The organism is Terrisporobacter othiniensis, assembly GCF_000808015.1.
Taxonomy (GTDB): domain Bacteria; phylum Bacillota; class Clostridia; order Peptostreptococcales; family Peptostreptococcaceae; genus Terrisporobacter; species Terrisporobacter muris.
Window position 1 is genome coordinate 33,172 of the sequence record NZ_JWHR01000003.1, and the last position, 14,026, is coordinate 47,197.

At 29.2% G+C, this 14,026-nt stretch carries 17 protein-coding genes; 16 read left to right on the forward strand and 1 reads right to left on the reverse strand.

All coding sequences use genetic code 11. From position 1 onward, the window contains the following. Window positions 1–6 precede the first annotated feature (6 nt). The 16 genes from cbiD to tpx all read left to right on the forward strand — a co-directional run bounded on the left by cbiD (window position 7) and on the right by tpx (window position 13,086). Entirely contained in the window at window positions 7–1,146 is a 1,140-nt protein-coding gene (gene cbiD, locus QX51_RS00325; RefSeq protein WP_039677903.1) for a cobalt-precorrin-5B (C(1))-methyltransferase CbiD, read from the forward strand. Beyond that, the gene (locus QX51_RS00330; RefSeq protein WP_039677904.1) at window positions 1,143–1,751 is read left to right on the forward strand and encodes a cobalt-precorrin-7 (C(5))-methyltransferase; all 609 of its coding nucleotides are present in this window, start codon (window positions 1,143–1,145) and stop codon (window positions 1,749–1,751) included. The genes cbiD and QX51_RS00330 overlap by 4 nt, the downstream gene beginning before the upstream one ends. Further along, complete coding sequence (locus tag QX51_RS00335) at window positions 1,741–2,313, forward strand: decarboxylating cobalt-precorrin-6B (C(15))-methyltransferase (RefSeq protein ID WP_039677905.1); 573 nt, start codon at window positions 1,741–1,743, stop codon at window positions 2,311–2,313. Before QX51_RS00330 ends, QX51_RS00335 begins: the two co-directional genes overlap by 11 nt. Further along, complete coding sequence (locus QX51_RS00340; protein ID WP_039677923.1) at window positions 2,306–3,058, forward strand: cobalt-precorrin-4 methyltransferase; 753 nt, start codon at window positions 2,306–2,308, stop codon at window positions 3,056–3,058. The genes QX51_RS00335 and QX51_RS00340 overlap by 8 nt, the downstream gene beginning before the upstream one ends. Beyond that, a complete protein-coding gene (gene cbiG / locus QX51_RS00345; RefSeq protein ID WP_039677906.1) occupies window positions 3,042–4,091 on the forward strand; it encodes a cobalt-precorrin 5A hydrolase in 1,050 nt (349 codons plus the stop codon). Before QX51_RS00340 ends, cbiG begins: the two co-directional genes overlap by 17 nt. Continuing rightward, window positions 4,088–4,813 (forward strand): precorrin-3B C(17)-methyltransferase, encoded by a 726-nt coding sequence (gene cobJ / locus QX51_RS00350; protein WP_039677908.1) that lies wholly within the window; start codon window positions 4,088–4,090, stop codon window positions 4,811–4,813. The genes cbiG and cobJ overlap by 4 nt, the downstream gene beginning before the upstream one ends. Beyond that, the gene (gene cobK, locus QX51_RS00355; protein ID WP_039677909.1) at window positions 4,810–5,556 is read left to right on the forward strand and encodes a precorrin-6A reductase; all 747 of its coding nucleotides are present in this window, start codon (window positions 4,810–4,812) and stop codon (window positions 5,554–5,556) included. The genes cobJ and cobK overlap by 4 nt, the downstream gene beginning before the upstream one ends. Window positions 5,557–5,584: 28 nt before the next feature. Then, complete coding sequence (locus QX51_RS00360; protein WP_039677910.1) at window positions 5,585–6,379, forward strand: sirohydrochlorin cobaltochelatase; 795 nt, start codon at window positions 5,585–5,587, stop codon at window positions 6,377–6,379. 13 nt (window positions 6,380–6,392) lie between these two features. Further along, window positions 6,393–7,103, forward strand: a complete 711-nt coding sequence (locus QX51_RS00365; protein ID WP_039677911.1) for a cobalt-factor II C(20)-methyltransferase — start codon at window positions 6,393–6,395, stop codon at window positions 7,101–7,103. Window positions 7,104–7,142: 39 nt separating this feature from the next. Then, on the forward strand, window positions 7,143–8,042 hold the full coding sequence (hemC, locus tag QX51_RS00370) for a hydroxymethylbilane synthase (protein WP_039677912.1): 900 nt from the start codon (window positions 7,143–7,145) through the stop codon (window positions 8,040–8,042). Window positions 8,043–8,065: 23 nt separating this feature from the next. Then, window positions 8,066–9,604 (forward strand): uroporphyrinogen-III C-methyltransferase, encoded by a 1,539-nt coding sequence (gene cobA, locus QX51_RS00375; protein WP_039677913.1) that lies wholly within the window; start codon window positions 8,066–8,068, stop codon window positions 9,602–9,604. Next, complete coding sequence (hemB, locus tag QX51_RS00380) at window positions 9,598–10,572, forward strand: porphobilinogen synthase (protein WP_039677914.1); 975 nt, start codon at window positions 9,598–9,600, stop codon at window positions 10,570–10,572. Before cobA ends, hemB begins: the two co-directional genes overlap by 7 nt. Before the next feature lie 37 nt (window positions 10,573–10,609). Continuing rightward, window positions 10,610–11,254, forward strand: a complete 645-nt coding sequence (locus QX51_RS00385) for a Dph6-related ATP pyrophosphatase (RefSeq protein ID WP_039677915.1) — start codon at window positions 10,610–10,612, stop codon at window positions 11,252–11,254. 27 nt (window positions 11,255–11,281) lie between these two features. Beyond that, entirely contained in the window at window positions 11,282–11,836 is a 555-nt protein-coding gene (locus QX51_RS00390; RefSeq protein WP_039677916.1) for a precorrin-2 dehydrogenase/sirohydrochlorin ferrochelatase family protein, read from the forward strand. Between the two features lie 11 nt (window positions 11,837–11,847). After that, complete coding sequence (locus QX51_RS00395; protein ID WP_052232780.1) at window positions 11,848–12,501, forward strand: hypothetical protein; 654 nt, start codon at window positions 11,848–11,850, stop codon at window positions 12,499–12,501. A gap of 96 nt (window positions 12,502–12,597) precedes the next feature. After that, complete coding sequence (tpx, locus tag QX51_RS00400) at window positions 12,598–13,086, forward strand: thiol peroxidase (protein ID WP_039677919.1); 489 nt, start codon at window positions 12,598–12,600, stop codon at window positions 13,084–13,086. A gap of 24 nt (window positions 13,087–13,110) precedes the next feature. Here tpx and QX51_RS00405 read toward each other — a convergent pair whose 3' ends face one another. Then, a complete protein-coding gene (locus tag QX51_RS00405) occupies window positions 13,111–13,935 on the reverse strand; it encodes an FUSC family protein (RefSeq protein ID WP_039677920.1) in 825 nt (274 codons plus the stop codon). Between the last annotated feature and the right edge of the window lie 91 nt (window positions 13,936–14,026).

Genomic DNA, 14,026 nt, shown 5'->3' on the forward strand with positions numbered 1-14,026 from the left:
TTGACCATGGAAGAGTATGTATATATTGATGGAAAAAAATATAGAAGAGGATATACAACAGGTTCATGTGCAGCAGCTGCAGCGAAAGCATCTGTACATATGCTCTTTACTAATAAAAAAATAGAAAATATTAATATAGATACACCTAAGGGAATACCTCTTACATTGAAGGTTAAAAACATTGAATTAAAAGATAAATCTGCAGTATGTTCTATAGAAAAAGATGGTGGTGATGATATAGATGCCACACATACTATGGATATTTTTGCAAAAGCTGAACTAATTCCTAGAGAAGATGAAGAAATAATAGTGACTAGTGGAGTTGGGATAGGCATAGTAACAAAAAAAGGTTTAAGTGTGGAGGTTGGAAAACCAGCAATTAATCCAGTGCCTATGAGAATGATTAGAAGTGAAATTAGTAAAGTTTTAGGAGAAAATCATAAGCTTTTAAATAAGGATAAATCTTTAAAAATAACTATTTTTGCACCACAGGGAGAAGAAATAGCTAAGAAAACTTTTAATCCAAGACTGGGGATTGTTGGCGGAATATCGATACTCGGAACTACAGGAATTGTAGAGCCTATGAGTGAGGATGGTTGGAAAAAATCTTTATCCATAGAGTTAGAAATGAAAAAAGCACAAGGTATGGACAAAATTATTTTAGTTCCAGGAAATCATGGAGAAGAATTTATAAGAGAACATTTAAAAATTGATATGAACAACTGTGTTAGAATGAGTAATTTTGTAGGATATATGTTAAATGAAGCAAAAAGACTTGGTTTTAAGAAAATACTTATGGCAGGTCATATAGGTAAGTTTATAAAAATATCTGCAGGAATTTTTAATACTCATAGTAAGGTTTGTGATGCCAGAAATGAGATAATGATTGCAAATTTAGCATTAATGGGAGCAGATTTAGATTTTCTTAAAGATATAAATGAATGTGTAACAGCTGAAGGCGCAGTAGAAATTATTGATAAAAGCAAGTACACAGAAATATACAATGTACTTTGTAACAAGTGTAAAGAAAGAGTTGAGGAATATTTAAATGAAGATATCCAGGTAGAAGTTTATATGTTTAGAATGGATAAGTCACTACTTGGGAAATCAACAAATGCAGATTTATTAACGGAGGACTTTAGATGATAAATATAATAGGACTTGGACCAGGTGAGTTTGACTATATAACTAAGTTGGGAGAAAAGCTAATTTATGCTTCAGATGTTATAATTGGTGGGAAAAGAAATTTAGAATCTATTAAAGATTTTGAAGGAGAAAAGATAGTATTATCTGCCAATCTTAAAGAAATATTAGAGTATATTAAAACAAATCTGCATAAAAACATAAGCGTTATAGCATCAGGAGATCCATCTATATATGGAATTGGAAAGTATTTATCAAATAATATAGAGCATAAAAACTTAAATATAGTATCTGGTATAAGTTCATTACAATATATTTTTTCAAAAATATTCGTAGATATGAATGATGTATATATTACAAGTAGTCATGGGAAAACACCTGACTTCGACTATATTTTATTCCATAAAAAAGTATGTATGGTAACTGATGATAAAATAGGCCCTCATGAAATTTGCAAAGAAATACAAAAACGAAACTTAAACAAAATAGTTGTTGTGGGAGAAAACTTATCTTATGACAATGAAAGAATAACTATAGGAAAAGCTGAAGAAATATTAGCAGTCGAAAAATTTGATATGAATGTGGTGGTGATACTGGATGAGAAATGATGAATTTATTAGGGGTAAAGTTCCTATAACTAAGGAGGAAGTTAGAGCCATCTCATTAAATAAACTTGATTTAAAAAATGCTAAAACTTTTATAGATGTGGGAGCTGGAACAGGTAGTGTTTCCATAGAGGCAGCAAAAACTTATGAAAATCTAAATGTTGTAGCAATAGAAAAAAACGAGGAAGCTATAGATTTAATAAATAAAAATATTGAAAAATTTAAATTAACGAATATAAAAGTTATACAAGCTTATGCACCTATTGAAATAAATGAAAAAGTTGATGGGATTTTCCTGGGGGGAACAGGAAATAACCTGGAAGGAATAATAAAATGGTCAAAAGATTTATTAATACCAGGAGGAAGGTTAGTAGCCAACTTTATATTAATTGATAATTTTTATGACACAATGAATTTACTAAAAAAATATAATTTTGAAAATGTGGATGTATCATTACTAAATATAAGTAAACTAGAAAAATTAGGAGGACGAGATTATTTTAAACCTCACAATCCTATTTACATAATATCATGCGAAAAAGGGGAAGAAGATGAACATGAATAAAGTACATTTTGTTGGAGCAGGACCAGGAGATAAAGAGTTAATAACATTAAAAGGATATAAGTTATTGTCTAATGCAGATGTGGTAATATATGCAGGGTCATTAGTTAACCCAGCGCTTTTAGATTATTGTAAAGAAGGATGCGAAATTCATGACAGTGCATATATGAACTTACAAGAAATAATAGAAGTTATGGAAAAAGGAATTAAAGAAGGAAAATCAGTTGTAAGACTTCAAACAGGAGACTTCTCAATATACGGTTCTATAAGAGAACAAGTTGAAGATTTAGCAAAATTAAATATAGATTATGATTGTACACCAGGAGTTAGTTCTTTCCTAGGAGCATCATCAGCTTTAGGTGTAGAATACACAGTTCCAGAAATATCTCAATCAGTAGTAATAACAAGAATGGAAGGGAGGACTCCAGTGCCACCAAAGGAATCAATAGAATCTTTTGCAGCTCATCAAACATCAATGGTAATATTCCTTTCTGTTCAAGAAATAGAAAAAGTTGTAGAAAAACTAATTAATGGTGGATATGATAAAACAACGCCAATAGCTGTTGTATATAAGGCAACTTGGCCAGATGAAAAAGTAGTAAAAGGAACGCTACAAGACATAGCAACAAAAGTAAAAGAAGCTGATATAAGAAAAACAGCATTAATAATGGTGGGAGAATTTTTAGGAAAAGAATATAATAATTCAAAATTATATGATAAGGACTTTGTTCATGAATATAGAGGATAAAAAAATAGCTATACTATTTATTACTAAAAATGGGAAAGAACTTGGATTAAAAATAAAAAGAAAAATATCTACTGCTTATTTGTACTATGTTAAAAAAGATGTTGTTAAAGAGGCGGATGGTGTTATTTATGTAAATAGAAAATTGAAGGAATTTGTGCCAGAAATTTTTGGGGAATATGACTATATTATATTCATAATGGCATGTGGAATAGTAGTAAGAACTATAGCTCCACTAATAGAAAATAAATTTAGTGATCCAGCTATTTTAGTTAGTGATGAAAAAGGAAAAAACATTATAAGTTTACTTAGTGGACATATGGGTGGAGCAAATGAAATGACTTTATATATAAGTAATTTATTAAATTCAAACCCAGTTATAACTACAGCTACCGATGTTAACGATAAATCATCACTAGATATGATTGCTAAAAAATTAAATGCTCATATTTATGACTTTAGAAATAAAGTATTAAAGATAAATTCCATGTTAGCCAATGATGAGGTTGTAAATCTTTTTATTGATGGAGATTACGACATAGATACTAGAGGGTTTAATATATGCAAACGAGATGAAGTAAATAACTTAGGTGAAGTAGTAGTAATAAGTAATAAGAAAAACTTAAACTTGATTAATAACAATATTCTTAAAGTTGTACCTAAAAATATTGTTATTGGAATTGGATGTAGAAAGAATATAGATAAAGAGGATATGATAAACTCATTGTCTGACTTTTTACATAAACAAAATATTGATATAAATTCAATCAAAGAGATAGGAAGTATAGATATCAAAAAAAATGAAGATGCATTGATTAATCTGAGTATATATTTAAATGTTCCTTTTAAAACATTTACAGCTGAAGAAATATCAAAGGTTGAGTATTTATATGAAAAATCAGATTGGGTAAAACAAAATGTTGGAGTTCACTCTGTAGCAGAGCCAGTAGCTCACTTACTAAGTGATGGAAATTTAATAATAAAAAAACATAAATACAATGGAATTACATTTTCAGTGGGGAGAATTAATATATGATATATGTTATAGGTATTGGACCAGGATGTAAAAACTTGATGACAATGGAAGCCATAAATGCAATAGAAGATGCAGAAGTTATAGTGGGATATAAGACTTATATTGATTTAGTAAAAGAGTTCATCGATGGTAAAGAAGTTGTGCAAAATGGTATGAGAAAAGAAATAGAAAGATGCAAGCAAGCTTTAGAAATTGCAAAAACAGGGAAAAAAGTTGCTGTTATAAGTAGTGGAGATGCTGGAATTTATGGAATGGCAGGGCTTATATTAGAATTAACAACAAAGGAAGATTTAGATGTAAATGTTAAAGTTGTGCCAGGTGTTACTGCAAGTATAGGAGCTGCAGCAGTGCTAGGAGCACCTATAATGCATGATTTTTGTCATATAAGTTTAAGTGATTTAATGACACCTTGGGAAGTTATAGAAAAAAGATTAAGATTAGCTGCAGAAGCTGACTTTGTTATTTGTTTATATAATCCAAGAAGTAAGGGAAGAAGTGAACATTTAGCTAAGGCATTTGAAATCATGGGAGAATTTAAGGAAGGATCGACTCCAGTAGGAATAGTAAAAGATGTGGGTAGAGAAAAAGAAGAAAAATTTATCTGCACATTTGAGGATATGGACTTTGAAAGAGTTGATATGACTACTATGGTTATCATAGGAAATAAAGCTACTTATATTCATGATGACTTAATTATAACTCCAAGGGGATATGAAGTATGATTTTAGTTTTGGGAGGTACTTCAGATAGTATTGAAATATGTAACCTATTAAACGAAAAGAAGGTTGATTATATAGTTTCTGTAACAACTTCTTATGGAGAAGACTTAGCAAAAAAATGTTCAAATAAAATAATATTAAAAAAAATGACTATAGAAGATATGGTTGATTTTATAAATGAAAATTCTATTACAAAAATAATAGATGCTACTCATCCTTATGCAGTAGAAGTATCAACAAATGCTATTAAGGCCTCAAAAATTACAAATATAAAATATCTTAGATTTGAACGAGAATCTTTAATAAAGAATGTAGATTATGAAAATAAATATATAGTTAATGACATAAATGAAGCTTGTGAAGTAGCCAATAAAATAGGTCATAATATTTTTATTGGAACAGGAAGTAAAAATTTATATATATACAAAGAGAAAATAAAAAATAAAAACTTAATTCCTAGAGTACTTCCAACTAGTGAAGTTTTAATTAGTTGTGAAGAATTAGGATTTAATGCAGATAATATTATAGCTATGAAGGGACCTTTTTCAGTGGAAATGAACGAGTCCACATACAAACAATATAATATTGACTTGGTGATTACAAAGGAAAGTGGAGCAGCTGGAGGATTTTTGGAAAAAATTCAAGCCTGCGAAAACTTGAATATACCAGTGATTATTATAAGAAGAAAAGAAATGAATTATCCAAATACTATTGGAAAGATTCAGAATTTAATTGATTTAATCTAGTTGAGATTTAGAATAAGGGAGAGACAATATGAAAAAAGCTATTTTAGTAGTAAGCTTTGGTACAAGTTATCATGAAACAAGAAAAAAGACAATTGATGCATGTGAAAGTAAAATAAAAGAAAGTTTCAAAGATTATGATTTTTATAGGGCTTTTACTTCAGGCATGATAATAAATAAGCTTAGAAAAAGAGATAAAATGGAAATTTATAATCCATTAGAAGTATTAGAACAACTTTATAAAGCTGGATATGAAGAAGTTGTGGTACAGTCTCTTCATATAATTTGTGGAGATGAGTATAACAAATTAAAAGATATGGTTTCTGAATACGAAGACAAATTTGAAAAAATTTCTCTTGGTAGACCTTTATTAACTTACATAGATGATTATAGAGAAACTGTTTTGGCAGTAAAGCAAGATTTAGATAAAATGGATATAGATGAAGCTATTGTATTTATGGGACATGGAACAGAGCATGAAAGTCACTCTGCATATCCAGCTATAGAGTATATGTTTAGAGACTATGGAATAAATGCTTTTGTGGGGACTGTAGAAGGTTATCCAGAGTTAGAGCAGGTTATAAAAAAATTAAAAGATAAGAATATAAAAACTGTAGATTTATTACCATTTATGTTAGTAGCAGGAGATCATGCTATAAACGATATGGCAAGTGATGAAGAAGATTCATGGAAGACAATTTTAGAAAATGAAGGTTTCCATGTTAAAGTTCATTTAAAAGGACTGGGAGAAAATCCTTATATACAAGAAAAGTTTAGAAATCATGCAATAGATTGCATGAAAGAATTACAAGAAGCAAGTATTTAATGGAGGAAGATTTATGGCAAAATTTTATGGAATAGGAACGGGTCCAGGAGACAGCTCACTAGTAACAGTAAAAGCTATTAATACATTAAAAAACATTGATATTTTATATACTCCAGAAGCAAAAAAAGGTGGAGACAGTTTAGCTTTATCAATTGTAAAAGAATATGTACCAGACAAGGTTGAAATAAAATCAAGACATTTTCCAATGAGTAATCATGGAACTGATAAAATTGAAGCCTGGGAAGATATATCAAAAGAAATAGTAAGTGATGTTAAAAGTGGAAAAGACGTAGGATTTATAACTTTAGGAGACCCAATGATTTACAGTACTTATGTATATGTAATGGAAAGAATTATGGAAGATATAGAAGTTGAAACTATACCTGGAATTTCATCTTTCTCAAATATAGCTTCTAATCAAAACTTTCCACTGGTAATGGATACAGATCCTCTTGTGGTTATACCGTGTACTATGGAAGAAGATAAAATTGATGAAGCGTTAGAAAAATATGATTGTATCGTTTTAATGAAGATTTATAAAAAAATAAATCTTATTTTGGACAAGTTAAAGAAACATAACTTAATCGATTATGCTATATTAGTAAGTAACTCTTCACAAGAAAGAGAAGTTGTATTTACAAATCTAAGAGAAGAAGAAATTGATGAGAAGATATCTTACTTCTCAACAATACTAGTTAACAAAAATAATAAGAAAAATAGATAGTATATTGTTAAAGAATCCTATAAAATAAGGAGAAATATTATGAAGATAATAGTTGGAACTAGAGGGAGTAAACTTGCTCTTATCCAAACTAACTGGGTAGTTGAAGCGTTAAAAAAAGCTAATCCGGGGATTGAGTTTGAAGTAAAAGTAATAAAAACAAAGGGAGATTTAGTAACTCATTTACCTTTACATAAAATAGGAGATAAAGGTTTGTTTACTAAGGAAATTGAGCAACATTTACTAGATAAGGAAATAGATTTAGCTGTTCATAGTATGAAGGATATGCCATCAACTCTTCCAGAAGGACTAAAGTTTGCAAATGTTCCTAAAAGAGAAGATCCAAGAGATGTACTAGTTTTAAAAGAAGGATACACTAATCTGGATGATTTACCTAAGGGAGCAAAAATAGGAACTGGAAGTAAAAGAAGAACATATCAACTACTTAAATATAGACCAGATTTAGAAATAGTTCCTATAAGAGGAAATATTGATACGAGAATAAGAAAAATAGAAGATGAAAATCTTCATGGTATTGTATTAGCAGCATCGGGGCTTATTAGAGCAGATTTGGAAGAACGAATAAGTTATTATATACCTACTGATGTTATGGTTCCAGCACCAGCGCAAGGAGCACTTGCCATAGAAATAAGAAAAGATGATTCTATTATAGAAGATATAGTATCTCATATAAAAGATGAAGCAACAGAAATTCAAGTTGCAGCAGAGAGAGGATTTCTAACTGGAGTAAATGGAAGTTGCCATGTTCCAATGGGAGCTTACTGTGATATTAAAGGTGATAATATAACTTTAACTGGTCTTTATGGTGATGAAGATGGTAATAAATTAGTTATAAAATCTTTAGAAGGAAAAATAGAAGATGCATCTAAGTTAGGATTTGAATTAGCAGATATAGTACTTAAAGAGTACAACAACCTATAGTTAATTTAAGGAGCATGAAAATTATGAGGGGAAAAGTTTATTTAGTAGGGGCAGGCCCAGGTGATTACAAACTTATAACATTGAAAGCTTTAGAATGTATAAGAAAATCAGATGTGATAGTTTATGATAGACTTGCAAATATTGAATACCTGAAAGAAGCAAAAGATAATTGTGAGTTTATTAATGTGGGCAAAGCATCTAGTAATCACTTATTACCACAAGATGATATAAACAGATTAATAGCAGACAAGGCCTTAGAAGGAAAAATAGTTACAAGATTAAAGGGTGGAGACCCTTATGTGTTTGGTAGGGGAGGAGAAGAAGCAGAACTTCTTCGCGATGAAAATATTGATTTTGAAGTAGTACCTGGAATTACTTCTCCAATAGGAGGTTTATGTTATGCAGGTATTCCTATAACTCACAGAGATTATGCTTCATCTTTCCACGTTATAACAGGTCATCCTAGAAAAGATGGAAAAGAAACAAAGGAAATAAACTGGAATGCACTAGCCAATGTAAAAGGTACTTTAGTATTTTTAATGGGAATTGCCAACTTAAAGAACATAAGTGAAAACCTAATAAAAGAAGGTAAGGATAAAAACACTCCTGTAGCTTTTATAAGTTGGGCAACTAGAGCTAATCAAAGAGTTGTAACAGCTACATTAGAAAATGCTTATGAAGTAGCTATTAAAGAAAATGTTAAGCCACCTACTTTAATAGTAGTTGGAACTGTTGTAAATCTTAGAGAAAAGTTGAACTTCTTTGAAGAAAAACCACTGTTTGGGAAAAATATTGTAGTTACTAGATGTAGAGCGCAAAGCAGTACACTAGCTGAAAAAATTAGTGATATGGGAGGAAATCCTATAGAAATTCCAACCATAAAAATAGAAAAAGTTGAAAATAACATTGAATTAGAAAATGAAATAAAAAATATAAAAGATTATTCATACATAATTTTTAGTAGTAAAAATGCAGTAGATATATTTTTTGACAAGTTAAATGATATGGGATATGATGCAAGGTTGCTTTATAAGAGTAAAATTTGTGTTGTTGGAGTAGAAACTGCAAAGGCTATTAAAGCAAGAGGAATAATTGCTGATATAATTCCACAAAAATATGTGGCTGAGGGCATTTATAAAGAATTAAAAGATATTATTAATGAAAATGATAAAATTTTAATTCCAAGGGCAAAAAATGCTAGGGATTTCTTAGTTAGTAAGTTAAGTGAGAAATGCTATGTTAAAGAAGTTATAATTTATGAGTCAGTTATAGATAACAATAAAAAAAATCTGGCACTAGAAGTAATAGAAGATGAAAGTGTAGATTATATTACTTTTGCCAGCTCTTCAACAGTAAAAAACTTTATAACTTTAATAGGAGAAGAGAATCTTAAAAAATTAAAAAATAAAAAGATAATATCCATAGGACCGATAACTAGTAAAACAATAGAAGATTTTGGATTAGGAGTTTATAAAGAAGCTGAGGTAGCTACAATTGATAGTACTATCGAAGCAATATCAAATGATAACTATTTATTAAACAAGGGGGAGTTAACATGTTAAGAAGACCTAGAAGATTAAGAAGTACGAAAGCAATAAGAAATTTAGTTAGAGAAACAAAATTACAAGTAGAAGATTTAATTTATCCATTATTCATAGTTGATGGAGAGAACATAAAAAGAGAAATATCATCAATGGAAGGTGTTTATCATTTTTCAGTAGACATGTTAGAAGATGAAATAAAAGAATTAACAGAATTAGGAATAGAGCACGTATTATTATTTGGTGTACCAGATGATGAGAAAAAAGATTGTTGTGCAAGTGAAGCATTTAATCCAGAAGGTGGAGTACAAAGAGCAGTAAGAAAAATAAAAGAAATAAATCCGGAAATGGATGTTATATGTGATGTATGTATGTGTGAATATACTAGTCATGGACATTGTGGAATACTAACTGATACTGGATACGTACATAATGACAAAACATTAGACTATCTTGGAAAGATATCTCTAAGCTATGCACAGGCTGGAGCTGATATGGTTGCACCTTCTGACATGATGGATGGAAGAATAGGAGCAATAAGAGAAGTTTTAGATGGAAATGGATTTGAAAATGTAGCCATAATGGCTTATAGTGCAAAATATGCTTCATCGTTCTATGGACCATTTAGAGAAGCTGCAAACTCTGCACCTCAATTTGGTGATAGAAAAACTTATCAGATGGATCCAGCAAACACAAATGAAGCAGTAATAGAAGGTATGCTAGACGTCGAAGAGGGTGCTGACATAATAATGGTTAAACCAGCTCTATCTTATTTAGATGTAATACAAAGATTTAAAGATAATTTTGATTTACCAATAGCAGCTTATAACGTAAGTGGTGAATACTCTATGTTAAAACTAGCTGTTAAACAAGGTTTATTAAATGAAAGTGCTATTTATGAAGCGGTTATGTCTATAAAAAGAGCAGGAGCTACTATAATAATCACTTATTTTGCTAAAGACATAGCTAAAATGTTAAAAAAGAGCTAGTAAATATAAGTGATAAAACATATTGGAGGGAAAAATTATGAATAATAAATTTGTTTTATCATATAGTGGTGGAAAAGATTGCATGCTAGCTTTATATAGAAAAATACAGGAGGGATGTATTCCAGTGGCACTTTTGACTACTGTGAAAAAGTCAGCTTCTGAAACTTGGACTCATGGATTAAGCTATGACCTACTTGAACAAGTTAGTAAAAGTTTGGAACTTCCTATAATTTATGCAGAGTGTGATGCATCAGAATATGAAGATAAGTTTGAAGAAAAACTTAAAGAGGCAAAGGAAATGGGCGCTACCTCAGTAGTATATGGGGATATAGATATTCCACTACATCAACAATGGGGAATAGACAGAGCAAATAATGCAGGGCTAAACTATGAATTTCCTTTGTGGCAAGAAGATAGAGAAAAACTAGTTCATGAAGTGATAGATAATGGGTTTAAGGCTATAATTAAAAAAGTTAACTTAGATTGTATGAGTGGAGATTTCTTAGGAAAAACACTAACAAAAGAGTTGATTGAAAAAATTAAAGGTACTGGTTCTGATGCTTGTGGCGAAAATGGAGAATACCATACATTTGTAGTAGATGGGCCAATATTTAATTATAAGATAGAAACTAAACAGGATGATTTTAAAACGGAAGATAATTATAGATTTTCAATTATGTAGAAATAAATATAAATAAAAAATACCTTAATGAAGTTTTGCAAATTAAACTTTTTTAAGGTATTTTTATATATTACTTATAGAAAGTGTATTAATTTCTTAGCTTTCAATAAAAAAGTAAGAGTAATCAGCAAAGATTTCATAGAAGAATTTGAGGGTTTAAAAGATTGCATAGATACTATAAAAGATAATTACGATGAAAAGTATATAAAAGATGCATTTGTGGTTGTGGCAGCTACTAATAATGAAGATGTAAATAGAGAAATAGGTCTTTATTGTAGAGAACACGGGAAATTAGTAAATGTTGTTGATAATGCTAATTTATCTAACTTTACAGTGCCATCTTTTGTAAAGAGAGGGGATTTACTATTAAGTGTATCTACAGGAGGAAAAAGTCCATCTTTATCAAGTAAAATTAGAAAAGACTTGGAAGAAGTTTATGATGAAAGTTATGAAGAGTATGTTAGTCTACTTGGTGAGGCTAGAAAAAATATAATCAAAAACACAGAAGATGTTAAAGAGAGAAGGAATAAATTAAATGCACTTTTGAATTTTAGCTTTGATGAGCTTAGACAAATAAAATAGGGGGATTTATTATGGACAAAAAAATCATTAATATTTTAAATGGTCAATTAATGTATGATTATTTTCAAAGAAATAATATTGTTACAGATGGAATTAATATCCCATTTAATGAGGCAATGTGCATTGGGGAGGTTAGTGAAGATATATTTTCGGATGACTTTATAAATAAAAGATGTAATATTCATAAAGTATCTTTGGATAAGTATAGAGAAATAACCTTAAATAATTTAAGCCCTCTTATAAAATTAGATTTTGATAAGGTTATATTATGGTTTGATGATGATATGTTTTGCCAAATTAACTTATTAATTTTATTAGCATATCTTGATTATTCAGGTTTTAAGGGAGATGTACTTTTTAATTTAGTAGGAAATGAATTTAAATTATTAGATACTTACAATATTTATGTTGAGGGATATTATGAAATATATATAAGAGTTATGATTAATAAGAAAGAAGTTATAGATGTAAAAATAGATACTTTAAAAGAAGGTATTAGACTTTATTTGGAATTTTCTAAGAGTGAAAATGAGATTATAACTTATATAAAAAATCACAAAAATGATGATACAGATATTTTATTAAATAAATTATTTAATACATTTTCAAAATATGGACTTGGAGACACTCAGTATATTGATATGATTAATAAAATAAATTATTAAGATTGCTATAACTGACAATTAAATTAAAAATACAAGTATAAATACTCCTTAAAAATGAAAACTAATTTTAGTAAGATTTTATAGGAGGTAAGATAGATGAAGGTAACATTTCAAGGAAATCCATTAACATTAAAAGGAACACAGGTAAAAGTAGGAGATACTGCTCCCGATTTCACGGTAGTAGATAATGATTTAAATCCATTTAAACTTAGTAATACAAAAGGAAAAAGAGTATTTTTAACAGTACCATCTTTAGATACACCAGTATGTGATACTGAGGTTAGAAAATTTAATCAAGAAGCGGTAAAATTAGGTGAAAATGTAACTATATATACAATTTCTATGGATTTACCATTTGCTCAAGGTAGATGGTGTGGTGGAGCTGGAATAGATAGAGTGAAAACTTTATCAGACTACAAAGACAGAGAGTTTGGTGATAATTATGGAGTATACATAAATGAACTTGGGCTTTTATCTAGAGCGGTTTTTGTAGTAGATGAAAATAACAAAGTTGTATATGTTGAATACTTAGATGAAATTACAGATGAGCCAAATTACGAAAAAGCATTAGAAGCTTTAAAATAAAATTGAAATAATCCAGAATAAGCATTAATCTTTCTCTGGATTATTTTTTTCTTGTTTATATTGAGACAAAAGATTTAATATACTTTTTTTATGATAATTATATATGTTTTCATTGAAAATCGTATCCATAGAACAAACTCTTTTTTCTATTAGATATAATCCGTGTATATGATGAATTAATTGCTCGCAAATATCAAAACTATGATATAAATCACTTAAATTATAAGTTTCATTGGAATAAGGTATTTCATCGACTAACTGATTATAGTATTCTTGTAAATCTGAGTATCTACTATTGAGCTTAGTATAAGATGAAGAAAAATCTTTGTTCTTAATCATAGAGTAAATAATACTTAAGCAATCTTTAGAAGCGGAGTTAAAAGAGACTAATAAATATTCTGTATATTTAGTTCGACTTACAGAATAATTAACTATTAATGCAATTACAACACCGACAAGAGTATCAATAGTTCTCATAATAGAATAATTTAATGCGTGATTATCACCAACACCTAAACAAATGGATATAAAGGTTACAGACGCAATAGCTGAGGCATCAGAAATTTTTAATATGTTGCAAAGATGAATAATTATAATAACTCCTAAAGTTGCAGTAATAATATTTTCCCTTAAAAAAAATGTAGATAAATAACCAATTATACCACCAAGTAAAGTACCTAAAATTCTTGACCAAGAAACCTCAAAGGAGTCCTTCATAGTATTTCTTATAGAAAATATACAGACAGATACTGTATAAACTGGTGTTTCAACTATGCCTAAATACCCAGCTAAAGTAGCAAAGAAAACAGCAATACCAGTTTTGATATTTCTCATTCCAATTTTTTTCATAGAAAGTCCTTCCTTATGATATTAGATAGTTAGTTGGTATTATTATTTGTATTTTTATAATAATTTATATAAAATTATAAAGAATAATAGG